Origin of the sequence: Streptomyces sp. NBC_00252, from assembly GCF_036187565.1 — a bacterium.
Taxonomy (GTDB): Bacteria; Actinomycetota; Actinomycetes; order Streptomycetales; family Streptomycetaceae; genus Streptomyces.
In genome coordinates this window covers 4214701-4240558 of record NZ_CP108087.1, presented here as the reverse complement: position 1 = coordinate 4240558, position 25858 = coordinate 4214701, and the positions used below count along the sequence as shown (strand labels likewise).

26 protein-coding genes and 2 pseudogenes are annotated in these 25858 nt (G+C 65.4%); 20 read left to right on the top strand and 8 right to left on the bottom strand.

From position 1 onward, the window contains the following. Nucleotides 1–4: 4 nt before the first annotated feature. Both OHT77_RS18335 and OHT77_RS18330 read right to left on the bottom strand, forming a co-directional pair. Nucleotides 5–940, bottom strand: a complete 936-nt coding sequence (locus tag OHT77_RS18335) for a hypothetical protein (protein ID WP_328829563.1) — start codon at nucleotides 938–940, stop codon at nucleotides 5–7. Further along, nucleotides 933–1493, bottom strand: a complete 561-nt coding sequence (locus OHT77_RS18330; RefSeq protein ID WP_328829562.1) for an RNA polymerase sigma factor — start codon at nucleotides 1491–1493, stop codon at nucleotides 933–935. Before OHT77_RS18330 ends, OHT77_RS18335 begins: the two co-directional genes overlap by 8 nt. 131 nt (nucleotides 1494–1624) lie before the next feature. Here OHT77_RS18330 and trpS point away from each other — a divergent pair, with 131 nt between their 5' ends. Together trpS and OHT77_RS18320 are read left to right on the top strand one after the other, a co-directional pair. Continuing rightward, nucleotides 1625–2638, top strand: a complete 1014-nt coding sequence (gene trpS, locus OHT77_RS18325; protein WP_328829561.1) for a tryptophan--tRNA ligase — start codon at nucleotides 1625–1627, stop codon at nucleotides 2636–2638. A 162-nt stretch (nucleotides 2639–2800) separates the two neighbouring features. Beyond that, nucleotides 2801–3382 carry a 2'-5' RNA ligase family protein gene (locus OHT77_RS18320; protein WP_328829560.1) on the top strand — a complete coding sequence of 194 codons (582 nt, stop codon included), beginning with the start codon at nucleotides 2801–2803 and terminating at the stop codon, nucleotides 3380–3382. A gap of 34 nt (nucleotides 3383–3416) precedes the next feature. Here the strand turns inward: OHT77_RS18320 and OHT77_RS18315 are convergent, their stop codons facing one another. Next, entirely contained in the window at nucleotides 3417–4172 is a 756-nt protein-coding gene (locus OHT77_RS18315; RefSeq protein ID WP_328829559.1) for a decaprenylphospho-beta-D-erythro-pentofuranosid-2-ulose 2-reductase, read from the bottom strand. Between the two features lie 416 nt (nucleotides 4173–4588). Between OHT77_RS18315 and OHT77_RS18310 the strand changes: the two genes are divergently transcribed. After that, nucleotides 4589–5539: a YihY/virulence factor BrkB family protein gene (locus OHT77_RS18310; RefSeq protein ID WP_328829558.1), complete on the top strand. Its 951-nt coding sequence runs from the start codon at nucleotides 4589–4591 to the stop codon at nucleotides 5537–5539. On the opposite strand, the gene OHT77_RS18305 is transcribed toward OHT77_RS18310, so the two are convergent. After that, nucleotides 5490–6782 (bottom strand): D-alanyl-D-alanine carboxypeptidase family protein, encoded by a 1293-nt coding sequence (locus OHT77_RS18305; RefSeq protein ID WP_328829557.1) that lies wholly within the window; start codon nucleotides 6780–6782, stop codon nucleotides 5490–5492. The two genes, OHT77_RS18310 and OHT77_RS18305, sit on opposite strands and share 50 nt — an antisense overlap. Before the next feature lie 91 nt (nucleotides 6783–6873). Between OHT77_RS18305 and OHT77_RS18300 the strand changes: the two genes are divergently transcribed. Beyond that, nucleotides 6874–7113, top strand: a complete 240-nt coding sequence (locus tag OHT77_RS18300) for an SCO4848 family membrane protein (RefSeq protein ID WP_328829555.1) — start codon at nucleotides 6874–6876, stop codon at nucleotides 7111–7113. Nucleotides 7114–7117: 4 nt separating this feature from the next. Next, nucleotides 7118–7969 (top strand): annotated as a pseudogene (locus tag OHT77_RS18295) (metallophosphoesterase); the annotation flags it as partial. A 126-nt stretch (nucleotides 7970–8095) separates the two neighbouring features. On the opposite strand, the gene OHT77_RS18290 reads toward OHT77_RS18295, so the two are convergent. After that, nucleotides 8096–8311, bottom strand: a complete 216-nt coding sequence (locus OHT77_RS18290; protein ID WP_328829554.1) for a DUF397 domain-containing protein — start codon at nucleotides 8309–8311, stop codon at nucleotides 8096–8098. Next, nucleotides 8308–9123, bottom strand: a complete 816-nt coding sequence (locus OHT77_RS18285) for a helix-turn-helix domain-containing protein (protein ID WP_328829553.1) — start codon at nucleotides 9121–9123, stop codon at nucleotides 8308–8310. Before OHT77_RS18285 ends, OHT77_RS18290 begins: the two co-directional genes overlap by 4 nt. Nucleotides 9124–9254: 131 nt before the next feature. Between OHT77_RS18285 and OHT77_RS18280 the strand changes: the two genes are divergently transcribed. The 7 genes from OHT77_RS18280 to OHT77_RS18255 all read left to right on the top strand — a co-directional run bounded on the left by OHT77_RS18280 (nucleotide 9255) and on the right by OHT77_RS18255 (nucleotide 14131). Next, nucleotides 9255–9434, top strand: a complete 180-nt coding sequence (locus tag OHT77_RS18280; RefSeq protein WP_328829552.1) for a hypothetical protein — start codon at nucleotides 9255–9257, stop codon at nucleotides 9432–9434. A 202-nt stretch (nucleotides 9435–9636) separates the two neighbouring features. Beyond that, nucleotides 9637–9933, top strand: a complete 297-nt coding sequence (locus OHT77_RS45040; RefSeq protein WP_443048055.1) for a DUF7848 domain-containing protein — start codon at nucleotides 9637–9639, stop codon at nucleotides 9931–9933. A gap of 964 nt (nucleotides 9934–10897) precedes the next feature. Further along, entirely contained in the window at nucleotides 10898–11929 is a 1032-nt protein-coding gene (locus OHT77_RS18275) for a radical SAM protein (RefSeq protein WP_328829551.1), read from the top strand. After that, a complete protein-coding gene (locus tag OHT77_RS18270) occupies nucleotides 11926–12117 on the top strand; it encodes a hypothetical protein (RefSeq protein WP_328829549.1) in 192 nt (63 codons plus the stop codon). Before OHT77_RS18275 ends, OHT77_RS18270 begins: the two co-directional genes overlap by 4 nt. 83 nt (nucleotides 12118–12200) lie before the next feature. Continuing rightward, the gene (locus tag OHT77_RS18265) at nucleotides 12201–13007 is read left to right on the top strand and encodes an aminoglycoside phosphotransferase (RefSeq protein ID WP_328829548.1); all 807 of its coding nucleotides are present in this window, start codon (nucleotides 12201–12203) and stop codon (nucleotides 13005–13007) included. A gap of 200 nt (nucleotides 13008–13207) precedes the next feature. Further along, a complete protein-coding gene (locus OHT77_RS18260) occupies nucleotides 13208–13588 on the top strand; it encodes an SH3 domain-containing protein (protein ID WP_328829547.1) in 381 nt (126 codons plus the stop codon). Nucleotides 13589–13822: 234 nt separating this feature from the next. After that, a complete protein-coding gene (locus OHT77_RS18255; protein WP_328829546.1) occupies nucleotides 13823–14131 on the top strand; it encodes a hypothetical protein in 309 nt (102 codons plus the stop codon). 1848 nt (nucleotides 14132–15979) lie between these two features. On the opposite strand, the gene OHT77_RS18250 is transcribed toward OHT77_RS18255, so the two are convergent. Further along, nucleotides 15980–16786, bottom strand: coding sequence for a GntR family transcriptional regulator (locus tag OHT77_RS18250; RefSeq protein WP_328829545.1), 807 nt, complete (start codon nucleotides 16784–16786; stop codon nucleotides 15980–15982). Between the two features lie 225 nt (nucleotides 16787–17011). Here OHT77_RS18250 and OHT77_RS18245 point away from each other — a divergent pair, with 225 nt between their 5' ends. The 5 genes from OHT77_RS18245 to OHT77_RS18225 all read left to right on the top strand — a co-directional run bounded on the left by OHT77_RS18245 (nucleotide 17012) and on the right by OHT77_RS18225 (nucleotide 21013). After that, nucleotides 17012–17395 (top strand): hypothetical protein, encoded by a 384-nt coding sequence (locus OHT77_RS18245; protein ID WP_328829544.1) that lies wholly within the window; start codon nucleotides 17012–17014, stop codon nucleotides 17393–17395. After that, nucleotides 17395–17841: a hypothetical protein gene (locus OHT77_RS18240; protein WP_328829542.1), complete on the top strand. Its 447-nt coding sequence runs from the start codon at nucleotides 17395–17397 to the stop codon at nucleotides 17839–17841. Before OHT77_RS18245 ends, OHT77_RS18240 begins: the two co-directional genes overlap by 1 nt. Further along, nucleotides 17841–19175, top strand: a complete 1335-nt coding sequence (locus OHT77_RS18235) for an FtsK/SpoIIIE domain-containing protein (protein WP_328829541.1) — start codon at nucleotides 17841–17843, stop codon at nucleotides 19173–19175. The genes OHT77_RS18240 and OHT77_RS18235 overlap by 1 nt, the downstream gene beginning before the upstream one ends. After that, nucleotides 19172–19363, top strand: a complete 192-nt coding sequence (locus tag OHT77_RS18230; protein ID WP_328829540.1) for a hypothetical protein — start codon at nucleotides 19172–19174, stop codon at nucleotides 19361–19363. Before OHT77_RS18235 ends, OHT77_RS18230 begins: the two co-directional genes overlap by 4 nt. 201 nt (nucleotides 19364–19564) lie before the next feature. Next, entirely contained in the window at nucleotides 19565–21013 is a 1449-nt protein-coding gene (locus OHT77_RS18225) for a replication initiator (RefSeq protein ID WP_328829539.1), read from the top strand. A gap of 497 nt (nucleotides 21014–21510) precedes the next feature. Here OHT77_RS18225 and OHT77_RS18220 read toward each other — a convergent pair whose 3' ends face one another. Beyond that, nucleotides 21511–23043, bottom strand: coding sequence for a recombinase family protein (locus OHT77_RS18220; RefSeq protein WP_328829538.1), 1533 nt, complete (start codon nucleotides 23041–23043; stop codon nucleotides 21511–21513). A gap of 36 nt (nucleotides 23044–23079) precedes the next feature. Here OHT77_RS18220 and OHT77_RS18215 point away from each other — a divergent pair. From OHT77_RS18215 to OHT77_RS18205, 3 genes and pseudogenes are all read left to right on the top strand, one after another. Next, a pseudogene (locus OHT77_RS18215) lies at nucleotides 23080–23550 on the top strand (metallophosphoesterase); the annotation flags it as partial. 196 nt (nucleotides 23551–23746) lie between these two features. Further along, nucleotides 23747–25303 (top strand): ABC transporter substrate-binding protein, encoded by a 1557-nt coding sequence (locus OHT77_RS18210; protein WP_328829537.1) that lies wholly within the window; start codon nucleotides 23747–23749, stop codon nucleotides 25301–25303. 128 nt (nucleotides 25304–25431) lie between these two features. After that, nucleotides 25432–25836 carry an ATP-binding protein gene (locus OHT77_RS18205; protein ID WP_328829535.1) on the top strand — a complete coding sequence of 135 codons (405 nt, stop codon included), beginning with the start codon at nucleotides 25432–25434 and terminating at the stop codon, nucleotides 25834–25836. Nucleotides 25837–25858 lie beyond the last annotated feature (22 nt).

Below are 25858 nucleotides of genomic sequence, written 5' to 3'. Positions count from 1 at the left end.
GCACCTACCCCCGCCGCTCCACCGACCGCGCGATCTCCACAGCCCGCCGCTCGGACGCCACGCCCTCCAGACGGAACGTCAGATTCTCGCCCGGTACCCCACCGACCACCTGGGTCCACAGCAGCGTCGGCCCCGCCGTCCGCTCCTCCCGCGTATAACGGTGCCCGTCCGCGCCCACCAGCCAGAAGCTCAGCAGATGCGGTCGCGCGAACCACAGCGCCGGGTTCTGTATGCCCTCCGGCGGGACCGTCCCGTCCAGCGACAGCCACTCCGGCGGCTCGCGCACCGTCTTGGCGAAACCGATGTCCAGCCGCGCCGGATACTCGTCGACCCGGACCGTGTGTCCGCTCTCCCGCCAGCACAGGCTCACCAGAAAGCGCCCCTGTGGTTCGGCGGTCACCGTCACCGCGTCCGGCACCCCCAGCACGTCCGGCACCAGCGGCTCGAACCCGGCCCGCTGACGGGCCTGCGCCAAAGTCACCGACCGCCCGCATCCCGGCACCTCGGCCCCGGCCGACGGCACCGCCGACGGGTCGTACCGCACCTCGACCCCGCCGAAGCCGAACCAGTCGAAGACCGCCGCGCGCACCGGGGGCGTGAGCACGAGCACCGTCAGCAGACCGCACAGGCCCGCCACCAGCGCCCGCCGCCGCAGCCGCGTCCAGCGCCGGACGGCGTGCAGTCGCGCCCGGACCCCGGTCGGGGCCGGCTCCTGGACGGGGACCGGGAGGTGCTCGGCCAATATCTGGGCCAGCACCCGCTCGACCATCGTCTCGGACCCGGCGCCCTCACCACCGCCCCGCGCGTCCAGCGAACGCCCCAACGCCCGCAGCTCGGCGGGCAACCGGGAGGCATCCACGTGCCCGTCGCGGCCCACCGGCCGGCGCCCGGCGTCCTCACCGGCGCCGTCGTCGTCGTAGGACTCCCGTCCGTCACTCATCCTCGTCACCCCCTTCCCGAGGTCGGAAATCCGGCAGCAGGCGACCCAGTTTCTTCAGGGCGCGGTTCAGTCGGGATTTCACCGTGCCGCGTGGCCAGCCGAGAGCCTGGGCCGTCTCCGGCTCGTCCATCTCCAGGAGATAGCGGTAGGTCACGACCAGGCGGTGGTCCTCGCTCAGCTGCTCCAGGGCGGACAGCAGGGCCGCGCGGCGCTCGGTCTCCAGCGTGGCGACCGCCGGGTCCGCCGATTCCGGTATCAGCGGCTCGGCCTCCGCGAACGAAGCCTCCCGGCCGGCGAGCGTGCGCTGACGCGCCGCCGTACGCACTGTGTTCCTCGTCTCATTGGCGACGATCGACAGCAGCCACGGCTTGAACGCCGCGCCGTCCCGGAACTTGCCCAGCGCGCAGTACGCCTTGACGAAGGCCTGCTGCACCACGTCCTCCGCGTCCGCTCCCGCCCCGAGTGCCGCGGCCGCCCTGAGCGCGATGCCCGTGTGGGCGAGCACCAGCTCCGCGTACGCCTCCGGCTCTCCGGCGCGTACACGTGCGATCACCGCGGCCTCATCGACGATGCGGCCCCCCTCCCGCGTTCTCACACTCTTGTTACACCGCCGGAGCCCCATCGGTTCCCACCTGTTTCCGACCAGTTCCGGACCGGCCCCCAACACCTGAGAGAATGGTGAACATGGCCTCTGATCGACCCCGCGTGCTCTCCGGAATCCAGCCCACAGCAGGCTCGTTCCACCTCGGCAACTACCTCGGCGCCGTCCGCCAGTGGGTGGCACTGCAGGAGTCCCACGACGCGTTCTACATGGTCGTCGACCTGCACGCGATCACGATCCCGCAGGACCCGGCGGACCTGCGCGCCAACACCCGGCTCGCCACCGCGCAGCTGCTGGCCGCCGGACTCGACCCGGAGCGCTGCACGCTCTTCGTCCAGAGCCATGTCCCCGAGCACGCCCAGCTCGCCTGGGTCATGAACTGCCTGACCGGCTTCGGTGAGGCGTCCCGCATGACCCAGTTCAAGGACAAGTCCGCCAAGCAGGGCGCCGACCGCGCCAGCGTCGGCCTGTTCACGTACCCGATCCTCCAGGTCGCCGACATCCTGCTGTACCAGGCGCACGAGGTGCCGGTCGGCGAGGACCAGCGCCAGCACATCGAGCTGACCCGCGACCTCGCCGAGCGCTTCAACGGCCGCTTCGGCGAGACCTTCACGATCCCGAAGCCGTACATCCTGAAGGAGACGGCGAAGATCTACGACCTTCAGGACCCGTCGATCAAGATGAGCAAGTCGGCGTCCACCCCGAAGGGCCTCATCAACCTTCTCGACGACCCGAAGGCGACCGCCAAGAAGGTCAAGAGCGCGGTCACCGACACGGACACCGTGATCCGCTACGACGTGGTGAACAAGCCGGGCGTCAGCAACCTCCTGACCATCCACTCCACCCTCACCGGCAAGTCGGTCGCCGAGCTGGAGCAGGAGTACGAGGGCAAGATGTACGGCGCGCTCAAGACGGACCTCGCCGAGATCATGGTCGAGTTCGTGACGCCCTTCAGGGAGCGCACCCAGCAGTACCTGGACGACCCGGAGACGCTCGACGCGATCCTCGCCAAGGGCGCGGAGAAGGCGCGCGCCGTCGCGGCCGAGACCCTCGCCCAGGCGTACGACCGGGTCGGCTTCCTGCCCGCCAAGCACTGAGGCGTACGACCGCACTGACGTACCACTGGACAGAGCGCTGCACATCACTACGGTTGCGCCTGCCCACAACTCGGTCGTGGCCGTACAGTCGATAGCCGGGTGGCCGCACGCGTGGCCGCCCCGCTCACCATCAGCACCATCTACAGGACGACAGGAGACGACGTGGGGACCGTAACGATCGGTGTGTCGATCGCGGTCCCGGAGCCTCACGGCAGCCTGCTCCAGGAGCGGCGCGCGGGCTTCGGCGACGCCGCTGCTCACGGCATCCCCACGCACGTCACGCTGTTGCCGCCGACCGAGGTGGACGCCTCGCAACTGCCCGCGGTCGAGGCCCATCTCGTCGAGGTCGCCGCCGCCGGGCGCCCCTTCCCGATGCGGCTGTCCGGCACCGGCACCTTCCGGCCGCTGTCCCCGGTGGTCTACGTCCAGGTCGTCGAGGGCGCCGCGGCCTGCAACTGGCTGCAGAAGCAGATCCGTGACGACTCCGGGCCGATGGCGCGCGAGCTGCACTTCCCGTACCACCCGCACGTCACCGTGGCGCACGGCATCGACGACGCGTTGATGGACCGTGCCTTCGAAGCGCTCGCCGACTACCGCGCGGAGTGGTCGTGCACCGGCTTCGCGCTCTACGAGCAGGGTGCCGACGGCGTCTGGCGCAAGCTCCGGGAGTTCGCCTTCGGGGGAGCCGTCGTACCGCCCCAGGCGGCCCACACCGAGCGCGGCACGATCCCCAGCCACCAGTAGACGGTCGACAACTCGCGGCCCGCCCCGCGAGGGGTCACACCGGCAGGCGTCGGAACAGCGCCCTCGGCAGGTGCCGCAGCGCCGCCATCACCACGCGCAGCGTCCCGGGCACCCAGACCGTCTCCGAGCGTCGGCGCAGGCCCAGTTCGATGGCCGTGGCGACAGCTCCGGGTGTCGTCGCGAGCAGGGTCTCCTCCCGGCCGGCCGTCATCCTCGACCGCACGAACCCCGGCCGTACGACCATGACGTGCACCCCGGTGCCGTGCAGCGCGTCGCCCAGCCCCTGGGTGAAGGTGTCCAGGCCGGCCTTGCTGGAGCCGTAGATGAAGTCCGCGCGGCGGGCCCTTTCGCCGGCGACGGAGGAGAGCACCACCAGAGAGCCGTGCCCCTGGGTCTGCAACGCCCGCGCGCTGACCAGACCGGACGCCACGGCACCGATGTAGTTGGTCCGTGCCACGTGCACCGCGGCGGCCGGTTCCCGCTCGTCCCGCGCCTGGTCGCCGAGGACCCCGAAGGCGAGCAGCACCATGTCGACGTCGCCCTCCGCGAAGACCTTGCCGAGCACGATCTCGTGGGAGTCGGGGTCGAGCGCGTCGAAGGCGACGGTGTGGACCTCGGCCCCCAGGACACGCAGTTCCGAAGCGGCCGTCTCCAGGGCGGGCGACGGACGGCCCGCCAGCCACACCGTGCGGGTACTGCGGGCGATCATCCGGCGAGCGGTGGCCAACGCGATCTCGGACGTACCACCGAGGACGAGCAGGGACTGGGGGAGACCGAAAGCGTCCTTCACGACAGCTCCTAGGGGTTCGATTCGATGAGGGGTCCGGGCCGGTCGGAGACGGGAGGGGGGCGCCGGGGAGCGCGGGTCGAAACGGGTGCGGTGCGACGCGAGGGGAGCGTCGATACGGGGGCGGTCCGACGAGGCGTGTGCGTCGATACGGCGACGGCTCGACGGGAGGCATGGGCCGACCGTCCGGTGGCGGAAGCGGGGTCGGCAGCCATGCCTGTGACCGTATCGTCACCTTATGGGCGATACGTCGTGCGCCGTCGACGCCCTCCCCGAGATGGGTGATTAGTCGGATGTCGCTCACTATTTGCGGAGTTCGGCCCAGTCGTGCGGCGGTTGCGCGTTCTTGGGGTACCCGCACACTGGTCCTCCGCGAGGGAGGTCGCATTCAGGTCATGGACTGAGGGCAGAATCGGATCATGGACTGGCTGAAGAAGCTCCCCTTCATCGGGCCCCTGGTGGCGCGCCTGATGCTCACGCACGCGTGGCGGTCGTACGAGCGGCTGGACCGGGTGAAGTGGGCACAACTGGCCGCCGCCATGACGTTCATCAGCTTCATCGCGCTGTTCCCGCTGCTGACCGTGGCCGCCGCCATCGCCGCCGCGACCCTCAGCACCGACCAGCAGCACGAACTGCAGAACAAGATCGCCGAGCAGGTCCCCGGCATCTCCGACCAGCTCAACATCGGTTCCCTGGTGGACAACGCGGGCACCATCGGCCTCATCGCCGGTGCCGTCCTGCTGTTCACCGGCATCGGCTGGGTCGGCTCGATGCGGGAGTGCCTGCGCGCGGTGTGGGAGCTGCCCGACCGCGACGAGAACCCCCTCCTGCGCAAACTCATCGACACCGGAGTGCTGCTCGGGCTGGGCGGCGCCGTCCTCGCGACGATCGCCATCTCGACCGTCGCCTCCGCCCTGGTCGACTGGATCAGCCGGGAGATGGGCCTGGTCGAGGGCGGCTGGGGCGGGATCCTGCTGCGCATCGCCGCGTTCGCCGTCGCCGTGTTCGTCGACTTCCTGCTGCTGCTGTACGTCCTGACACTGCTGCCCGGCGTCGAGCCACCGCGCCGCCGGCTCTCGGTGGCCGCGCTGATCGGCGCGATCGGCTTCGAACTGCTGAAGCTGCTGCTGAGCGGCTACATCCAGGGCGTCGCCGCGAAGAGCATGTACGGCGCGTTCGGCGTCCCCGTGGCGCTGCTGCTCTGGATGAACTTCACCTCGAAGCTGGTCCTGTTCTGCGCCGCCTGGACGGCGACGCCGAGCAAGGACGAACCCGAGGACGACGCCTACGACCCCGCCGACGAGACCGAGAACCCCAAGGTCAGGGACGACGGCGCCGAACCAGGTCCGGCAGCGGCCAGCGCCGGTTGACCAGGAAGACACCCGCCGCGAGCAGCACCAGCAGCCCGCCGGTCACGGCGAGCGCGATCCCGACGCCGCTCGAACCCTCGTCCTCCGAAGCCACCGCCGAGGCCGATCCGCCGGCGGTCGGCTTCGTGGACGTGTCCCCGCCCGCCTCCCCGGAGGCCGTCGCGCCCGGCTGTGCGCTCGCCTGAGGGACGTTCTTCGGCGGGACCAGCTCACCCACCGGCTGGACCTTCCCGTCCGCCTGGAAGCCCCAGTCGAGGATCTTCGCGGCTTCCTTGTAGACCTCGTTGTGCTCGTCCTTCTCCGGGTTCATGACGGTCACCAGGAGCACCTTGCCGTTGCGTTCGGCGACGCCGGTGAAGGTCGCGCCCGCGTTGGTGGTGTTGCCGTTCTTGACGCCCGCGATGCCCGGGTACACCGACACGTCCGAGTCGCCGCTCAGCAGCCGGTTGGTGTTGCGGATGTCGAAGGTCCCGCGGACCGACTTGCCCTTCTGCTTCGTCGTCTCGCCCGGGAACTTCGCGCTCACCGTGGAGCAGTACTCCCGGAAGTCCTTCTTCTGCAGCCCGGAGCGCGCGAAGAGCGTCAGGTCGTACGCCGAGGAGACCTGACCCGGCTCGTCGTAGCCGTCCGGCGTCACCACATGCGTGTCCAGCGCCTGGAGGTCCTGGGCGTGCGTGTTCATGTCGGCGACGGTCTTGTCGACGCCCCCGTACATGTGCGACAGGACATGCACCGCGTCGTTCCCGGAGCGCAGGAAGACTCCGAGCCACAAGTCGTGGACCGTGTAGCTCTCGCCCTCCTTTATCGGCACCACGCTGGAACCGGCGCCCATTCCGGCCAGGTCGGTCGGGACCACCTTGTGCTCGGTCGTCTTCGGGAACTTCGGCATCACGGTGTCCGCGAACAGCATCTTCAGGGTGCTCGCCGGAGGCAGCCGCCAATGGGCGTTGTGCGCGGCGAGCACCGCGCCGGACTCGGCGTCGCTCACGATCCACGACCGCGCGGTCACGTCCTTCGGCAGCACCGGGACCCCGGACGTCAGATTGACCTGCGTCCCCGCCATGGCGAGGCGGGCACCGCCCACCGACGACATGTTCGCCGGGGGAGTCGCCGTAGGAGTCACCGACGAACTCGGGGTCGGCGTCGGGGCCGCGAGGGCGACGGGCGCGGTCAGCGCGAGGGACGACAGGGCGGCGGAGAGCACCAGCAGGGGTCGCCTGATGGTCTGCAGTGGAGCGGGCACGGACGAGAACGTACATGCCAGGGGACCCGAAGTCCCGTCACCCGCCCCACCCCGGGCACGGGCCCCCGGGGACGACGGCGATACTGGTCGCATGAAGCTCAGCCGCCCCGTCTCCTGGTTCCTGCTCGCCTTCGGGGTGTGGAGTTGGGTCATCTGGGTCACTTTCATCAAAAACCTGGTCAAAGACAGCAGCGGACTGGCCTTCGACGACGGCCGTCCGACGGCGTACTTCTGGGTGCACCTGACGCTCGCCATCGTGTCCTTCGTATTGGGGACGGTCATCGGGGGCCTCGGGTTGCGTGGACTGCGCGCACTGCGCCGGACCTCATAAAGAAGTGGCCGTTCTCGTGATCGCGCTCGTGGCGCTGGTCGCCGTCGCCGTCCTCGGCGGGCTCCACTGGTACGTCTGGCGCCGCCTCGTCCGCGACACCACGCGCGCGTGGGGCCCCGCCCGCATCACCGGCACGGTGGTGCTCGTCGCCGGCCCGGTGCTGATGATCGCCGCCCTGGCCGCCGAACGCGGCGGCGCGCCCTTCTGGCTCCAACAGACCCTGGGCTGGCCCGGGTTCCTGTGGATGGCCCTGGCGATCTACCTGCTGCTGGCCGTCCTCACGGGAGAGGTCCTACGGCCGCTGCTGCGCCGGTTCCTCGAACGGCGCGGGCAGGCCGGGACCGCCGTGGCGGACGGCGAACCGCAGGCCCCCTCCGCACCGGCCTCCGAAGAAGCCGCCTCCGAAGAAGTCGCCTCCGCGCAAGCCTCCGAAGAGGGCGCCTCCGAGCCGGCCTCTGAAGCAGCCCCTGAAACCCCGCAGAACGCCCCCTCCCGCCGTCTCTTCGTCTCCCGCGTCGTCGGAGGCGCTGCCGCCGCCGCGGCCGTCGGGACGGTCGGCTACGGCACGTACGGCGTGCTGCGCGGGCCGAGGGTCAAGCGGGTCACCGTGCCCCTGGCCAAACTGCCGCGGTCCGCGCACGGGTTCAGGATCGCGGTGGTCAGCGACATCCACCTGGGGCCGCTCCTGGGCCGGGGCTTCGCGCAGAAGGTCGTCGACACGATCAGCGCGACCCAGCCCGACCTGATCGCGGTCGTCGGTGACCTGGTCGACGGCAGCGTCAAGAACCTGGGACCCGCGGCGGCACCCCTGGCCGGACTGAAGGCCCGCCACGGGAGCTACTTCGTCACCGGGAACCAGGCTTAAACATACTTCTGCACCCAAGTAGGGTCCAGGGCTGTGACGTTGGCTCTCTAGCCCGTAGCACGACAGAACCCCATGTTTCCTAGCTGCGAGGAAACATGGGGTTCTCTGTTGAAGCGGCTACACGTTGGCGCTGCGTGCGAACGCCACGAGGGCAGTGAACGCTTCGGGCGAGAGCATGAGCGCCGGAGCGCTGGGGGTCTTGCTGTCTCGTATCGGGACGACACCGTGAGTCATTGCGTACGACGGTGCCCACTCGATGCAGTTGCCGCCCTGCCCGTCGCTGTACGTGCTCTTGACCCACACATCGTCGCGTGGGGCGGGGGTGTTGCTCATCTGGCGTGCTCCTCCATGATCGAGTGGATCAGGGCCAAGGAACGTGTCTCTGACTCAGCTGCCGCACGTAGCCGCTCATAGGTAGCCGACCAGTCCCGCACGGCAGACGGCGAGTCGTTGACGGCCCCCTTGCCGGTGGTCTCTGAGTACAAGACCGTCGCCCCGTCGTCTGGCGTAAGCAGGATAAACGGCAGACCGGACGCGGGGGCACCCGCCTCGAAGGCCAGAACTTGAAGCGTGACGTGCGGGCTTTCCGCCATCTGCACAAGGTGTTGTAGCTGTCCGGCCATAGTCCCCGGAGTGCCCACGGTCGTGCGCAACACGGCCTCGTGGAAGATGACCCACAGGAACGGCGGCTCCGGCCGGTCCAGGACGTCACGGCGGCGGAGACGGAGTTCGACCCGCGCCTTGATCTGACCTTCAGTCTCGCGAGGATGCGCCGCGCGGAAGACCGCTTGCGCGTACTCCGGTGTCTGCAACATGCCCATGACGAAGCTGGTGCTGTAGTCCTCGATCTTGGCCGCTGACTTCTCCAACTCCACGTACGGCACGAACCACTCAGGGTGTCCGTGCTGCGAGATCCTGATCAGCAGCCGCGCGAAAGAGCCAGGGGTGTTGAAGAAGTGGTCGCACCCCTCCGCGAAGTGGAACGACGGAAGCGCCTTGCCGTTCTTGACCTTCGACACGTACGGGGCCTTGTAGCCGGTGAAGTCCGCTAGCTCCTGCTGCGTCGCCCCTTTGTGGTCTAACGCTGCGGCTAGCTCTTGCCCGAACCACTCAAGGCCGTTCGCCGGTTCCGGCTCCTCGCTCACCTGTTCAACTCACCAGCCTTTCCAGCTGTGTTGGAAACCCCTTCCCCCTGTTGAGCGTACGCGTCCGCACGCCATGGTGTGACGGAGAGGGCACACGCAGCAGCGAGACACGGAAGGTACGGCAACCCGTCATGACCAGCACCACCACGACGACCACACGCACGCCGGATGACGTGGCGCAGCTGGTCGCACTACAGCGGGAGTTGGGCCCCTGGGCCTTACTGGCTTGGCGTCCGCGCGGCGGCTTCACTGACCCGAACACCGTCGATCTCCGGGCCGTTCAAGCCGGGCTGCGGCGGCTGATCGCATGAGGGAAGAGCCACCCGTCGGGACCACCGTTACGGACTCTCTGCAAGGAGCCGTCGGCCGCGTCATGGGGCACGTTGGCGGACGCGTACAGCTTCGTCCGCTAGAGGGTGGCAGAGAGTGGGACGCCGAGACGATGAACCTCGAATACGTGCCGCTGTCCAAAGCCCTGAGTCCGGCCGTCTCCGAAGCGAATTCCCGTAGTACATGGGGGGATTTGAAGTGAGTCGCAGCCTCCTCCGGTACGTGCCCTACACCACTCGCCAGGACCCCACGGTTGAACCCGAGTATTCCGCGTACTGCGTAGCGGGTGACGAAGAAGCCTGCGGGGCTCAATCCGAAAAGCGCGACAACCCCACCGACGTAGACGACTGGATGAGAGGGCATATGAAGGTGACCGGGCACATGCACTTCAGGCGCCGGTTCGAGGATTTCGCGGAACTCACTGTTAGCGGGATGCCAACGGATCTTCAACCGGCTCACGTCAAACGGGTGACGACATGAGGCGAATTCCTTACGCTGCTCAGTGGGCGGGCTTAATGGTAGTCATCGGGCTTAGTGCCACGTGCGGCTTCATCGTCGGAGTATCCTGGGGTATGTCGTAGATGTCGGTATCTCTGTTCGCTAATTGCGGCACAATGCTTGAGGTGCCCGATGGGATACGTATCGCCGCCCTTGAAATGGCGGACAGTGCGGCTACCGGGGATGCAGTTCCGGAGTCTGTGAGTTGCGAACTCGATCCTCACCTTTACGGTGAGCATGTTGCCCTACTGCTGGACCTTGCGCCCGATAAGAATGACGTAGACGTATGGATCACCTGGGGCGCGAATGAGGGTGAAATCACAGTCCAATTCCGAAGCTACTGCCCTTCGAAGGGTCCTTCAAAAGATGACTCTTGTTGGCTGCATGCCGCACATAGGGGAGGTCATACATGGGAGCGTTACGAATAGCCTAATGAGTAGCGATGGAATAGATGCGCGCGAACTATATGACCAGACGCTTTCTGCGGCTGAGAGGCTAACTCAGCCTGCATATGCAAAAGACCTCAAGAATGTCGCCAGTTGGAGATCTGCTGCTGTAGGTCTGGCTCATCTCGTGCTCAGCCTCAATGAGGCGCTGGCTGAAGGAGGCGACATACCCATGGAATGGGTTATTGGCGGCCTTACGGATGATATAGAAAACGAAGGTGAATGTCCGTAGTCGACGGATGTTCGACGAAAAAATGGATGCACGCTCACAGACTCCGTCCCTGCCGGATGGAAGCAAATTTTCGTTTCCCCCACGGAGATTAGTGATCCCGGCAGGGGCGGGCCAAATCCCGTCCGGCTGTCTTTTCGACGGTGGCAGCCGGACGGGGCTGGGAGTCGACAGGGAGGATTGAATGCACCAGGTAATAGTAAGTCCACAGAGCGATAAGTTTGTAATTGTGCGTCCAGGCGCACAGAAGGGGATTCAGGTTCCCTACGCAATGTTCTGTGAGCTGTCGAAGGCTGTGGAGGATGGCGCCCCCGTCCCGAGGTGGCTTTCCGATGCTGCGCGGCAAGCCTGGGGCGTTGAACTGTCTGGCCGCTCCAGCAAGGAAGCCATGGTTGCCCGTGCCGTTACACCCCTCAACTACAGCCGCGCGTCATGGGAGATCAATAAGGGATGCAACTTCAACTGCGAGCACTGCTATCTGGCAGAGCGAAAGTTCGCGGGCCTTCCCATGGATGGCAAGCGGGAATTACTCTCCCTGCTTCGTGACGCTGGCGTTCTGTGGCTTCAAATCACGGGTGGAGAACCCACGATTGACAGGGATTTCCTTGCGGCCTACGAACATGCGTACCGCATGGGAATGATGATCGAGATCCTGACGAACGGCTCTCGGCTTCACCGACCTGAAATGTTAGATCTCCTCGGGGACATGCCGCCGCACAGGGTCAAGGTCTCGCTCTACGGAGCAACAGCAGAGAGCTTCGACTCTCTGACCCGAAAGCCGGGAGCTTTCAAGCTCTTACTCAAGGGGCTCAAGTCGGCGAAGGACGAGGGAATTCCCCTTGAGCTGACCCTGATCATCACAAAGCACAATGCGCATGAGGTGGAATCCATGCGCGCTATGGCTGCGGATTACGCCGAAAAGTACTCGGAGTACTCGAACATCTCTCCTACCTACGACGGCACATCCGAACCCCTTGCTGCGCAAGCGCCGGGACTCTTGGATAAGTCTTCTGTATTCGGAGGGTGTCCGGCCGGACACACTTTCTTCCATGTCGACCCTCACGGATTCGCGACCATGTGCAAGATCGGGCGCGAAAACCCAATCAGCTTGATAGCTGAGGGGCTTGACGGTCTTTTGCGTCTGCCTGCAATAGCAGACGCTCAAATGCTTCGCACCGGTGGCTGTAGTGGTTGTCAGCTTTCGGGAACGTGCCGAGTATGCCGACCACTCGCAAAGGCATACCAGGCTGCGAAGGCACCACTGGAAACCTACTGTCAGCACGAAAAAGGAGATGCCGCATGACCGCTGTTGCTGTCGAGATCACCACCCGCCCCGTATCGGCGTTGATGGTGCCGCCCCTTCCGCTGAGCCCCCCGCCCGTCCGTCCGGAAAGCACCGAGCCGACCGGACTCGTCATCGTCGAGGACGTCGAGTCGCTGACTCCGGCGACCCTCGCCGCGTGCAACGACGACAACCCGTATCAGGGATAGTAGATAGCGCGACCCGCGCGGGCTCCATGACGTTTACTCGTCAGGGGGCCCGCGCGGGCCGTTACATGAGAGCGTAGGAAGCTGTGGCCACATCGCGAATCACCTTTGAAGACCTTCCACTTGCCGTGCTTGCTGCTGTCGAGAGGCAGACCGGGCCGGTAGTCAAGACTGAGGCAGTAAGCCAGGGATTAAACAGCGAACTTGCAGTGCGTGTATTCACAGAATTGGGGTCGTGCTTTGTTAAGGGGCTGCGCGCCGACCACAGATGGGTAGGGACTCAGCGTCGCGAAGCTGAAGTGAACCCGTTCCTTCAAGGAATCGCGCCCACCTTGTTCTGGCAGATCGAAGAAGCCGGTTGGGTGCTCCTGGGGTTCGAGAACCTGCAAGGGCATCACGCCGACTACTCGCCCGATTCACCGGACCTTACAAAGGTCGCCGAATTGCTGCGCCGGCTCGGAGAAGTCGCCTGCCCAGAAATCCAGTTGCGGCAGGCGGAGCAACGTCTAGGGGTGTACGCGGCCAAACCGACAGACCTCGATTACTTCGCTGGCAATTCGCTGCTTCACACGGACCTGAACGACCACAACGTCATCGTTGACAGCTCCGCTTATCTCGTCGATTGGGCATGGGCAACGCGCGGCGCGGCATGGCTAGATGCCGGGTACTGGGTCGTTTGGCTCATGGCTGCCGGACAACACGAACCGCAGTCGGCCGAACGGTGGGCGTCTGAGATCCCCTCGTGGCGCGCCGCTCCCACGGAAGGAATCACCGCTTTCGCTCAGGCGACTGCGAATGTGTGGGAGGAAATCGCGGGCGACGATGCAGACGAATGGACCGCACGAATGCTCAATGCTGCTCGTCGCTGGGCTACGTTCCGGCAGCGCGTCTGACCCTGCGCTTGCTCTGTCCGTCCGTCGTTCCCTGCGACGGACGGACAGTGTTCCGGCCCGACCCTAGGCAGCAACTCATCCGGATAAGTGGTTGACCTGAACGGTGCGCCTGACGGATGCTGGCCACTCATCCGGATGAGTGGCTACCTCATGGCGGTTGGTAGTTGCTCGTCCTCTTTCGAACCGAAGGGGTTTTGATCATGGGACGTAATGCACTGCGGTCGCTGGCCGTGTCGACTGCCCTGGTGGCCGGTGTCGGGCTGGTGGGTACCTCGGCAGCGTCGGCGTTGACGCCGGACCTGGAGCGGTCGGGCGTCGGTACCAGTCAGACGGCGACGATCAACGGCGTGAACGACGGTCCGTACAAGACGGTCACGGTGAACGGGTTGCGGGTGCGCACGGGTCCGGGCACGAACCGGATGATCCTCGGGTTGGTCTACCGGGGGCAGCGAGTTCGTGCCATCGCGTCGGCGCGTGACCGTCATGGGCAGCGCTGGGACAAGGTCCGGCTCGTGAAGGCGTCGTCGGGCGGTCTACCCCGTGGCTTCACGGGCTGGGTGACCGAGATGTATCTGTACTGATCGAGTGCCGGGAGGTCTGTAGGTCGACGGCCCTTCTCCGCTACGGCGGGGGAGGGCCGTTCCTGTGTGCTCGCGATTCAAGATTGAGGAGATTTAGTGAAGGAAACATGCAGAAAGTGTGGTGATTGACTCAGTTCCGTGACCACGCTGCCGGTGCCTGGACCCCCGTGTGACGCGTGCGCATATTCTGTTGATCTATTTGCTCGTGCTAAGCAATGCTCTATCCCTGACGGCATGTCCGGCTTCATTTGGGGTGTGAGCGGCAGCGACGGGGACAGGGGAGTGTGTGCGATGGTGAATAGCTCGGAGGGGGAGTACGGCGAAGCTGAGGACGCCGTGTATGTGCCAGGCGTCGACTACGTGGCGGGCTGGCGCATGGCGGCGGAGGCGGCCGATGAGATGAACGGCGCTCTCCGGGCCATGGGCGTTGACGAGGGAGCTGTGCGGGCTGTGCCTCACTCGGGGGCGCACGGTGAACCGGTGGTGTGGCTGAGACCGGAGGATGCACGGCTGATAGCTCGGGTGCTACGGCGGGCGCGATGACACATGCTGAGGGATGAGAGGGAAGGGGAGCGGGGATGGCGCGGGATGACTGGAAGACGGCGAAGGGCTCTCGGGTGAGCGTCCAGAGAGATCGGCACGGAGAGTTCATTGTGTGCCGGGGATGTGGGAAGCGGATCAAGGTCACGGGCGCGGGTCCTGTGATCTTCGCCGTTCGGAAGCACACGGAGAGCTGCACCAAGTAGTAGTGGGACGAGCGCAGGTCAGTCCTGGAGATCGAGTGATCGTTGACTGATCCGTTGAGAACGGGTGGTGTGAGGTGCGGGGACGTCTGGGAGGGTGGGGGGCGGCCGTCGCCCGTTGTCGGTGATGGACGGCGGCCGTCATCATTCAGCAGCGTAAGTCTGGTCCTGGCGCGGGTTGTTGGCCACGAGCAGAGCCGTCAGGAAGACTTTGTGAAGGCGGTTAACGGTGGCGTGTCTACGGTGAGCGCTGCTCGTTAGCCCGCGCATGCAACCGGATGAGGATGACGGTCTGGCTCCGCATGGTTCGGCCGAACTGCTTGGCGCCTATTGGCTGATGGAAGATTCTGTTTCGTCCCGCCACTCTGGGTGCGCTTGGTGTCGGCCGGGGCGGTTTGCTGAGGCACAGTGGGCTGTGGCGGATGACGGCCAGGTGGGCAGGAATGGTCCAACTTTCCTGAGTCGCCGGGAGCTTTCATTACCGGATGTCTGTCTGACCTGGTTCACAAAGGCGCGCGCGCTCATAGTCGTTGTTGCGTTCTCTGCGGTCGTGGCTGGGATTTGGGCAGTGCTTGCCAAGGTCGCTGCCTGACAGGAGCGGGGAGCATGGTCGGGATAGTGCCGGCTGTTGGCCAGAGGGCTGTTGAGTACCCGGTCACGGCGGAAATCGGCTGGTCAACGTGCGTGATGACCTCAATCGCACACGGATCTGCACCACGACGTAACGGCATCTGCGATTGAGGTTGTCACGCCTAGGCGGGGTCCAGGGGTGTGCTGTAGCACCCCTGGTACCCCCGGCCGCTGGCTAGTTCTTCCCCCCCCTCGATGTCCGCGAGTGATCCAACCAACGCGGCGACCCCGCTCGAACCGTCTACTGCCATAGCACAGCACAACGCTTGACGTATCTACGCACGGCGAATCACTGCCTGCATCGGGGGGTGGTGACAGGATTAAGAAGCCAGCCACAAACTGACGGCAATGGGCGCCAGGCTCCCCCACCTAGACGCCTGCCCAGTTTGCGGCTGGCTGGCCCCAGCTAAGTCGGCGATGCTGGGGCGTGGTCGCGTGGCCCTGCGGGAGTGGGGACGCGACCGGGCATGCGTCCTTGCGTGCAGGGTTCATCACACGCAAGGACGCGGCGCTCAGGGCAATCCACACCGTTGCGTAGACGAGCCCTATGCGGCTGCTGCCCGTGAACCTGGTTGCCCATGCCTACAACTTTCAGTCGTCTCACCTCTGCGCAGCACTGGACTGAGCCAAGGTCCACATAGCGGGTGCCAGGGCGGGCCCACGTGGCTCCGAGGCTCTCGCGGGCCTTGAGTGAATCTGGGTCGTCACGGCGCTGTGTGTCTCGGTGAGCGGTGTTGGCGCTCTTGTGAACCAAGGTGTGAGCGGGCCGAGTCGGGGCCGCAAGGGACAGGTGTAGGCCTCGATCGATTTCGTGCGGCTCACCTCCCCAGGCGACTGACCGGACAGACGACAGAAGCCCCTCACGCTGACTGCGCGGGGGGCTTGTCTACTTGGTCGGGGCGTGTGGAGTGTCGGGCGGTTGCCGACCGGACGGGACCGGCCGAAGGCCGCATGCCCGGGTGGGGCGGCAGGACCGCCCGGCGCGCCGAAGGCGCGCCCTTGAGGAAGTAAAGAGAAGTTACTCCGATGCGGGGCGGCGACGGGCGGGGCGCTTGGCGGCGGGCGCCTTGGTCGGCGTCATGGGGTAGGTGAGCTGGCATGTGGCGGCGGGTGCCTTCAACTCCTCGCACAGAAGCGGGCGTTCCTCGGCGTCGCCGGTGATGCGGTAGGTGATCAGTAGGGGGCTGGCGTCTGCGATGCCTAGTGCGGTCCGCTCGTCGGGGTAGGGAGTGCGGGCGGTGACGTGCTCGGTGAACGTCAGGCTCAGTCCGGTGTCGGCAAGCTGCTGGTACAGCTCCGTGATCTCGGCGCCGGGATGCTCGGCGATCGAGGGAACGTCGGCTGCGGTGGCCATCGGGATCAGAACGCGGTGAGCCATGCGGGCGCCGGTGGCTGGGTCATGGATCATGCGGTCAACACTGATGGCGTCTTGGTCCTGCTGGCCCAACAGAAGTGCCGGGGGCCCCTCCAGTGCGGTACGGCTGACGGCGGGCGGCTCTGTCTCCGCGGTCTCGGGCAGGTGCCAACTTCCCTTGCTGGTGCGCTGGATGGAGCGTTCGACACGAGTGGCGGGCAGGACTCCACCGGTGGGAAGGACGATGCTGCCCTTGCCCTGCTGCGACTCGGCCAGTCCCATGCGGCGCAACTCCGCGATGGCAGAGCGCACGGTGTGCTTGCCGACGCCGTACATCTCGACCATCGCGCTCTCGGACGGCAGGACTTCGCCGGGCTGGTAGCGGCCCCGCCGGATGTCGGTGGCGATCTTCTGAGCGACCTGCAAGTACATGGAGGGGGCTCGTTCGATGGGCTCTCGGGCTGCTGCCATGTCGGGGTGTCCTTGTCGGTCGCCGGTGGGCCTGCGGGTGCGGCTGGGTCGGTGTGTCTGTGGCCACTCATGAGGATAAGTGGTTGTCCGCCCGTCTTACGCCTGCTTGAACTCATCCGGATAAGTGGTTGACCTTCATAGTGTTTGCGAGTGAAAATAATTGCTCCACCTCATCCGGACGGATGTTCGGGCGGGGGTGCGTACTGAGAAGAGAGGTGAACTCCCATGGACAACAAGCCGATCGATGTCGCGCGGCTGGGTGCGATCCGTTGTGTGATCGCTCCGGAACCGCGCACCACGCTGGAAGGTGATCAGCGCCGGGACCGTGAGGGCAACCCGCTGTGGATCACTGGTCTGTCGGTTCGGCAGGCGGAGGGGCGGCGTACAGATGTCGTGCACGTGGTCACCAGCGGTCAGCCGCAAGCGGTCACGGAGGGCGTTGAAGTACAGGTCAGGAACCTGTGGGCCAATGAATGGGCGGTCGACGGCCGGACCGGTACCACCTACCGCGCCGATGCCATCACGCCTTTGTCGGCCTCGGGCGCCAGCTCGGGTCCGGCTGCTGCGGCGCCCGGTCCGCGTGGCAAGTCGGCAGGCGGTGAGGCGTGATGGAGCGCTACTTCTGGCACCTGAGCGGTCCTCAGACTGACGGCCTGGCCTGCGTCGTGTGCAGCGCGAATTTCCTTCTGAAGAGGATCGCGTCTGTTGCGGTCGGCCGGTCACCGGCGGACGAGTCGCAAGTGTTTGCTTGCAAAGAGACGTGCGCGGAACGCATCGCTGAGGACGCTGAGCGCATGGCGCGCGAGATGCGGACGGCGACGGGAACGGGCGCTGTCGGCGTGCCCCAGGGTGACGACTCGCCGTTCGGAGTCGACGGCCCGTTTGGCTCGCTTCTGCGGGACCTGCGGACGCTGGCCGGAACGGAAGCACTGTTGACCACGTCGGAAGACATACCCACGATTCGTTTCCTGCTGTCCCTGACGGCCCGTCACGCCGAAGCGGCTATGAGGCTCGCCCGCGTCGTGCTGGCGCAGACACCGGAAGGCGGCGAGTGATGCCGTCCTTGCCGCTGTGGATTGTGGGCGGCCTGGTCCTGGTCGGCGTGCTGACTCGGAAGTGGTGGGAACCGCGTCTGGAGGCTCGGGGTGTGCCGGTGCGGCGGTGGCCGTGGCGGTGGTGGCTGGCCGGTTACCCGGGGACGGCGCTGCGGGTCCTGGTGACGTGGCGGCGGCTGGCCTACCTGAACGGCCTGTCGGTGAGTACGCGGCCCGATCGTCGAGTGATCGGCCGCGACCTGGTGGTGCAGGGGACGGCGCTGCGCCCCCGGCCTCCTCGGCTGCTCTGGCCCATGCCGACGAAATCCGGGCTGCGGCTGCGGGTGCTGCTGCACGCCGGGCAGACTCCGGCGCCCTACTACCAGGCTGCCCGTGCGATGGAACACGCCTGGCACGTCTACGCCGTGCGGGTCACGTCACCTCGACGGGGGCAGGTCCTCATTCACGTCACGGCTGTTGACCCGCTCACCGGGGAGGTCCCTTCCGCCCTTATGCCGGCTCATGGGTTCATGGCCGCTGACGTGGGACGCAACGAGGATGATGAGCCCTGGCTGATAGACCTGCGGCGCGTGCCCCACTGGCTGATCACGGGGGCCACGCAGTCCGGCAAGTCGTCCTTGCTCGCGGCCCTGGTGCTCGCGCTGGCACCCCAACCGGTCGCCCTGGTCGGCGTCGACTGCAAGGGCGGCATGGAACTCGGCCTGTTCGGCGGGCGCTTCTCCGTCCTGACCACCAACCGCACACAGGCTCTCGGAGTGCTGTCCGGTGTGGTCGACGAGATCCAGGAACGCATGCGGGTGTGCCGGGCTGCGGGCAAGCGGTCCATCTGGGACCTGCCCGACGAACACAGGCCGGTGCCCTTGGTCGTCATCGTCGACGAGTTGGCAGAGCTGTACTTCACGGACGGCTCGCGCGAATCACGCGATGAGGCGGAGCAGTGCGGAACGCTCCTTCTGCGCGTCGCGCAGCTCGGCGCGGCCCTCGGCGTCCACCTGGTCATCGCGGGACAGCGGGTCGGCTCAGACATCGGCCCCCGCGTGACGGCGCTGCGCGCACAGCTCGGCGGACGCGTCGCCCACCGGGCACATGACGAAGCGTCAGCAGAAATGACCCTTGGCGACATCAACCCGGATGCCGTGGTCACCGCGCAGAGCATCACGGAAGACGAACAGGGCGTGGCTGTCATCGCCACGGGCGGCCGGTGGATGCGGGCCCGCTCCCGGCTGGTCACCCCTGCCGATGCCGCCGTGATCGCGCGGACCAAGCCCCCGGAAGACCCGTTCCTGATCCACCCCGATCCCGTGCCGTTCCAGAAAGGAGGGGCAACCGCATGACACAAACAGACCTCTGGGTCATCGACGCATTCCTGTTCCTGTACGTCGTCCTGACCGCCCGATCGCGGGAAATCCGCTGGTACCAGGCAACCCTGATATCCCTGTTCGGGTTCATCCTCGCCGGAACTCCGTTCGCATATCCGGTGTGGCAGATGGTCAGCATCCTCGGAAGTCTCTTCTTCGGCTGACACCGAAAAGGAAGCCCGAAATAGGACTGGGTAATGTCAAGCCATCACATCATGGCGTAATTCGTAGAACTGCCCCGCGGGACCTTTTCTAAAACGTGAAATACATTCCTTTAGCCAAGTCATAGCCATAGCCGAGCAGAGAAAAGCCAGGAGTTGAATTCATGAATGCCCCGCTGATTCCTTGCGAAAGGGGACCTCCCCGTGTTTCCGATATCAGAAAAGGCGCGACGCTCGGTCCTGAATCAGGCTGAGCGTCTGCGCCATCTTTCGTCCACCGAGCGTGACCTGATCCGGCTCGTCCACGAACCGGGATTCCCGCGCTGGGTCGAACAGATCAAATCCATTGGCGGTTGCGCCCACCCCATCTATCTCGCCGGACGCACCACGACCCGTGACGCACTCACAGGCGAAGTGCTGCGGCACTACGACACGAGTGAGGAACCGGGCGGCCGGATGCCGGTGCGCTGCCGCAACCGCCGTGAAGCGCGCTGTGAGCCGTGCTCCTACCTCCACGCAGGCGACACGTTCCACCTCGTCCGCTCCGGCCTGCTGGGCGGTAAAGGCGTCACAGACGGCGTCCGCCATCACCCCCGGCTCTTCGTCACCCTCACTGCTCCCTCTTTCGGTCCGGTGCACCGTGCGGGAGGTCCTGACGAAAAGGTTTGCCGTCCTCGACGAGATGGCGGAGTCTGCGAACATGGGCGGCCGGTTGGCTGTGGCCAGAAGCATGCCGACGAGGATTCCAGCGTGGGACAGCCGTTGTGTCGGGACTGCTACGACTACCCCGGACACGTCCTGTGGCACGCTTCCGCCGGCTCACTGTGGAACCGCTATTGCCACATGCTCAGACGGCATCTGGCGACTGCCGTAGGAATCACACAAACCCGCCTCGGCGAACACCTGAGAGTGTCCTTCGCGAAAGTGGCTGAATATCAAAAGCGGGGCGCTGTTCATTTTCATGCGGTTATCCGGGTCGACGGGCCGGAGGGCCCTTCCTCGCTTCCGCCGCTGTGGGCCACAACCGAACTCCTCTCGGGAGTGGTGCGTTCTGCTGCGCAATCGGTAGAAGTGCACACAACGTATTCTCCGGCGACCAGTGAGCGGGTCATCGGGTGGGGTGAGCAGATTGACGTACACCCCATTCGTAGCGATGCATTCACGGAAACCTCGGCGGTCACCGACAGTGCCGTTGCGGCCTACGTTGCGAAATACGTCTCAAAGAGCGTGGGTGACGCGGGCGGTATCGACTACCGCATTACCGACTTCGAGAGCATTCGCCTAGCCCCGGTGAATTCACACGTACGCGCCCTTATGGCTACCTGCTGGCGCCTAGGCGGCCTGAGGGAATTGGAGGCGCTGAACCTCCGTTCTTGGGCTCACACGCTCGGTTACCGGGGTCACGTCCTTACTAAATCGCGGCAGTACTCCACTACGTACGGGGCGCTGCGAGTAGTGCGGGCTGACCATCAGAGCGGCGATCTGCTCGCCCTGGAAGACCGAGTTGCGGCCACAGAATCGGCCTGGCGTTATGTGGGATCGGGGCATTCACCAGCCGAAGCGGAAATTTCATATGGTATAGCCGAAGACTTGGCGAATCTGCGCGAAATAAGAAAGGAAATTAAGGAGGAATGGGGGTCGGTCAATGGCTGACGTTGCGGGTCACTTCTCCCCCGGATTTGAGCAAAGGGGAGTGATGGCGTCTTCGTCAAGTTGGGTTGTTGCTACCGGCGATTGGCATACGGCAAAAAGAGTTGCAACCCTCCTCGGTGGTGCTGCTCAGATGGATGATGGGTCAAGCAGAAGGACTTGGGCGGTTGTTACCCAATCAAGCGAACTTGTTATCGTTACCGCCCAAACGGATGATCCGGCCCCCCGTTTTCGGCTAATCAACGAAAGTGACCTAGGGGTCTTTAGGCTGACCGTGAGATCCCAGATGCTCGCTTCGGCGCTCATTCGCGATTTTAGTGAAATGTCCGGCAGGGTCGTTTGTAAGCTGTCGATAGAGCCATTTCAATTCAAGACGCGTAATGGTCTAGTGGTGCGCTATATGCGACCTATTTTTACTACTCTTGCCTAGCGTTCAACGTGAAAGTGCCCCAATGCCTGTATGGCTATTGGGGCACTTTCTGGTTTCATGTCCGGCGTGGCTAACTCGCTATGTCGTAAACGTTCTTTCCCGTGATTTTTACGCGTTCCTTCGCTTGCAGGGAAAATAGTTCGACTCGCACCTCGAAGTCATTCAGAATTTCGCGTCGCTCGGCGTCGTCTCGCGCTGCTGCCCATTCGTCCGCGACTGTGCGCCCGGTCGGAACCATGACGACTTGTGGAGCCTGCTCAGGAAGCTCTTTGAGCCTTGATATCTCATCACCCATTCGCTTGTACTCGGTGCGGTACCACTCCGCATCATCGTCTGAGTCATACAGGCCTGCGTTACGGTCGTCTCTAAGCCTTTTCCGGTCTCGTTCAAGGTCGGCAACCTGGGTGGCGTAATTCGTCCCTGGTGTGAACACTTTCTTCATTACCTGGCCATCGCCATACTCCTCCAGGAACCAATTCGTGACTCTAGCGTCGAGTCGCCTGATTTTCATAGTTGGAGCTGGCTTGCAATCCTTTGAGGATATGATCCCGCGAACTCGTGCAGTGCAGCCGTAACCCTTTGAGCCGTTGATGTTTAGCCGCTCCCGGCAACAGCCACAGGTGCCGATATCTACAAGAAGCGTTGTTCCTTGTGCGGCGCGAGCCTTCTTTCCGTCGTGCCTTGAGCCTGGCTTTCGCTTTGTCTTCTCGATTAGAGCCTCTCGTGTTGCGCTGTCCCATAGTGGCGGTGCAATTTGAATGGGTCGTCCGTTATCGCCAATGACGGGCTTGCCCTTGTGCATCAAGTAGCCGAGAGCTGCTTCACTCCAAAGAATCTGCTTCAGGCTCTGATAAGTCCACGGCTTCATCTTCGGCTTACGGCCGTACATCTCGGCCAATAATTCGTGAGGAGTCAGTACGCCTGCGCGAGTGAGTCGGGTTATCTCCGTGGAGATAGTGATCTTTCCTGTTGTGTCAATTAGGATGCGCTCAGCCACTTTGCGGATTTCCCGCGAGGAATCTGGGTGAAAAACAATCTTTTCGACTTTCCCCATGGGGACCTTGCGCACGTACATATAGCCGTATGAGGGCTTCTTCTTGACCTGTCCAGCTTTACGCGCCCTTACATGCTCGTCCTGAATCCGCCTCCGGGTGGAGCGGTGCTCAAGTTGAGCACCGAGGGCTTTGACGAGTAGTTCCGACTCCTGGTCCGGGTCAGATAGGTCCCAGACTCCCGGATGGTCGGCGGTAATAAGAAGCTGGCCGGACTCATAGGTCTCGTACGCGGTGTTGAGTACATCCCTCGCGTTGCGGCCGATCCGGTCGACGGCGGCACCGACGATGCCGTCGTACGGTCCTTGTTCGCCCCGGAGCCATGGGCCGAACTGCGCCCGGTCGCGTGGGTTCGTGGCGCCTGAGACTTCCCAGTCATCGGCCCAAGCGATGATGTGGGCGCCTACCTCGTTGGCGGCGCGCACGATCAAGTCGCCTTGCTTCTCAGGCGAGTTGGTGGACTCGGTCTTGCGAGACAGTCGCCTGACAGCTACCAGGCACTTGCCACACCCGTCATAGTCTGTGGTGCCTCGTACGTCCATGAGCGCCATGGTCCACCAACCTTCGTAAAGTACGTCTTAGGTTGATTCCCGACGGGAAACCACGAGTACTTCTCCGGCGCCCAGCAATGGCTGGAAGAAGTCCGCACGCTGGGCATCCACCCCCTGGAGAACGCCCGGACCGAACTCGCCGGATTCGACCTCGCCGGGGTCAACGACCTCCAGGGCGAGAGCGAGGGCCAGGGGCCCGACTTCGGGAAGGCGCTCGGCGACCGGGACACCACGCGCGCGTGCGTGCTGCTCGCGCATCAGCCGGTGCAGATCCACGAGGCGGTCAAGCACGGCGTCGACCTCCAGCTCTCCGGGCACACCCACGGCGGCCAGCTGTGGCCCGGCAACTTCATCGCGGCGGCGGCCAATCCGACCGTCGCGGGCCTGGAGCGGTACGGCGACACCGAGCTGTACGTCAGCCGGGGCGCGGGCGCCTGGGGGCCGCCCACGCGCGTGGGGGCGCCCTCGGACATCACGATCGTCCAACTGGCCTCGAAGCAGGCTTAGTTGCCGATGCCGGAGGATGTCTGCGCGCCGGCTGGGAACCGCCTGTGAAACGGGCATTTAACACTCGTCGGTAAGTTCTTTCCCATCTCGGCAGAACCCTCTTCCCTCGGATGAAACTCCTGTGGTTAGGTGATCCGCGCCACTAGGGGAGTGGCGTATGTGAGGGGCCCGGGAGGGCCCTTGGGAGGGCACACCGATGCGGTCGGTTCGCATACGGATTCTCGCGACGCTGCTGGTTCTCGCGGCCGTGGGAGTCGGGGGCTGGCAGTTGCTGCCGGCGGACGGGAGCGAGGACAGGACGATCACGGTCGGCACGACGGACGCGGTGACGTCCCTCGACCCGGCCGCCGCGTACGACGCCGGTTCCTGGGCGTTGTACAGCAACGTCTTCCAGTCGCTGATGACGTTCGACTCCGGGGGCACGACACCCGTGCCGGACGCGGCCAAGAGCTGCGCCTTCGTGGGCGGCGGGCTGACGACGTACCGCTGTGTGGTGCGCTCGGGGCTCACCTTCCCGAGCGGGCGCGCGATGACCGCCGAGGACGTGAAGTTCTCGTTCGACCGGGTCAAGAAGATCAACTCGGATGTGGGTCCGTCGTCGCTGCTCTCCACGCTCGGCTCGGTCGACGCCTCCGGGATGACGGTCACCTTCCATCTGTCGTCCCCGGACGCCACGTTCCCGTTCAGGGTGGCCACCGGTGCCGGCGCGATCGTCGACAGCACCAAGTACCCGAAGGACGCCCCGCGCAACGGCTACCAGGTCGACGGCACCGGGCCGTACACCCTGTCCGCGTATACGAAGGACAAGAAGGCGGTCCTTTCGCCGAACAGCCACTACAAGGGGGCCGTCAAGAGCACCGGCAGTCCGGTCGAGCTGCGGTACTACGCCGACTCGGACGCGCTGCAGAAGGCGTACCAGGCGAAGCAGGTCCAGGTCGCCACCCGGCAGCTGCCCCCGAAGATGCTCTCCGGGCTCTCGGCGAGCGACCCCGACCAGCGTGTGTCGGAGGCGGACAGCTCCGAGACCCGCAACCTGTACCTCAACACCCGCAAGGGCACGCCCCTGCACGACGTCCTCGTGCGGCGGGCCATGGCCTGGCTGGTCAACCGCGAACAGCTGGCCGCCACGGTGTACGACGGCACGGTCGACCCGCTGTACTCGCTGATCCCCACCGGGATCGTCGGCCACACGACGTCGTTCTTCGACGACTACCCCTCCCAGAGCACCGACAAGGCGAAGGCTCTCCTCGATGAGGCCGGCGTTTCCCTGCCGGTGCGCTTCACCTACGGCTACGGCATCGGGCACGGCGCGGGCAAGGAGGAGGCCGCCGAGCTGAAGAAGCAGCTGGAGGCGAGCGGGCTCTTCAAGGTGGACGTCAAGGGCTACGAGTGGACCGACTTCCAGAAGCGCTGGGCGACCGGCAAGCTGGACGCGTACGCCGTCGGCTGGGTCGCCGACTACCCGGACCCGGACACCTTCGGCTCGCCGCTCGTCGGCACCGGGTCGACGATGAACACCGGCTACAGCAACAAGATCGTCGACCAACTGATCCTCAACAGCCAGAAGTTCGCCGACCGCAGCCGTGTCGACGACGACTTCCGCGACCTCCAGGCGGACGTGGCCGACGATGTGCCGCTGATCCCGCTGTGGCAGCGCAAGGAGTACGTCGTGAGCAGCGAGGACGTCGGCGGCATCTCCTACCTCACGGACGGCACCGGCGTGTTCCGGCTGTGGGCGCTGGACTGGATCTGACGCGGTCGCGCGCCCTCGGACGTACTCCCGTTCCGCTGACCTTCGTTCGATCTTTCGTCCGAGTGACGTCGGACGGCCCGCGCACGCAGCACCATGTGACGGAGGCGTGCGTGGGGTGAGGAGCCGACGTGGTCAGACGCAACTCCTTCCGGCTGCCCCGGCACCCGGCTTCCGTGGGTCTCGCCCGGCGCCGGGTCCGGGACCATCTGGCGGACTGGGGGCACCGGAGCGATGATCCGGCGCTCCTGGACGCGGTGCTGCTCGTGTCGGAGCTCGCGACCAACGTCGTACGCCACGGGCCGCTCCTGGAGCGGGAGTTCGAGGTGGCGGTGACGGCCCTCGCGGACGGCTCCTGCCTCATAGAGGTCTCGGACGAGGGCCGGGCCGAACCCCGCCTGCGGGCCGTGACGGCCCTGGAGGAGGCCGGCCGGGGCCTCCACCTCGTGGAGGGCGTCGCGGCCGCCTGGGGCGTCTGGAGCCGCGGCATCCACGGCAAGACGGTGTGGGCCCTGATCCAGGCCGACCTCCCCTGACAGCCTGTTGTGACATCCGCGC

Excerpts from the sequence above, each read along its gene's own strand:
- OHT77_RS18275 (WP_328829551.1), top strand. The coding sequence starts at position 10,898 with ATGTTCTGTGAGCTGTCGAAGGCTGTGGAGGATGGCGCCCCCGTCCCG.
- OHT77_RS18230 (WP_328829540.1), top strand. The coding sequence starts at position 19,172 with ATGACACAAACAGACCTCTGGGTCATCGACGCATTCCTGTTCCTGTAC.
- OHT77_RS45040 (WP_443048055.1), top strand. The coding sequence starts at position 9,637 with ATGGGGGGATTTGAAGTGAGTCGCAGCCTCCTCCGGTACGTGCCCTAC.
- OHT77_RS18335 (WP_328829563.1), bottom strand. The coding sequence starts at position 940 with ATGAGTGACGGACGGGAGTCCTACGACGACGACGGCGCCGGTGAGGAC.
- OHT77_RS18270 (WP_328829549.1), top strand. The coding sequence starts at position 11,926 with ATGACCGCTGTTGCTGTCGAGATCACCACCCGCCCCGTATCGGCGTTG.
- OHT77_RS18300 (WP_328829555.1), top strand. The coding sequence starts at position 6,874 with ATGAAGCTCAGCCGCCCCGTCTCCTGGTTCCTGCTCGCCTTCGGGGTG.
- OHT77_RS18310 (WP_328829558.1), top strand. The coding sequence starts at position 4,589 with ATGGACTGGCTGAAGAAGCTCCCCTTCATCGGGCCCCTGGTGGCGCGC.
- OHT77_RS18220 (WP_328829538.1), bottom strand. The coding sequence starts at position 23,043 with ATGGCGCTCATGGACGTACGAGGCACCACAGACTATGACGGGTGTGGC.
- OHT77_RS18245 (WP_328829544.1), top strand. The coding sequence starts at position 17,012 with ATGGACAACAAGCCGATCGATGTCGCGCGGCTGGGTGCGATCCGTTGT.
- OHT77_RS18210 (WP_328829537.1), top strand. The coding sequence starts at position 23,747 with ATGCGGTCGGTTCGCATACGGATTCTCGCGACGCTGCTGGTTCTCGCG.
- OHT77_RS18290 (WP_328829554.1), bottom strand. The coding sequence starts at position 8,311 with ATGAGCAACACCCCCGCCCCACGCGACGATGTGTGGGTCAAGAGCACG.
- OHT77_RS18280 (WP_328829552.1), top strand. The coding sequence starts at position 9,255 with ATGACCAGCACCACCACGACGACCACACGCACGCCGGATGACGTGGCG.
- OHT77_RS18255 (WP_328829546.1), top strand. The coding sequence starts at position 13,823 with ATGTCCGGCTTCATTTGGGGTGTGAGCGGCAGCGACGGGGACAGGGGA.
- OHT77_RS18240 (WP_328829542.1), top strand. The coding sequence starts at position 17,395 with ATGGAGCGCTACTTCTGGCACCTGAGCGGTCCTCAGACTGACGGCCTG.
- OHT77_RS18260 (WP_328829547.1), top strand. The coding sequence starts at position 13,208 with ATGGGACGTAATGCACTGCGGTCGCTGGCCGTGTCGACTGCCCTGGTG.
- OHT77_RS18235 (WP_328829541.1), top strand. The coding sequence starts at position 17,841 with ATGCCGTCCTTGCCGCTGTGGATTGTGGGCGGCCTGGTCCTGGTCGGC.
- OHT77_RS18250 (WP_328829545.1), bottom strand. The coding sequence starts at position 16,786 with ATGGCAGCAGCCCGAGAGCCCATCGAACGAGCCCCCTCCATGTACTTG.
- trpS (WP_328829561.1), top strand. The coding sequence starts at position 1,625 with ATGGCCTCTGATCGACCCCGCGTGCTCTCCGGAATCCAGCCCACAGCA.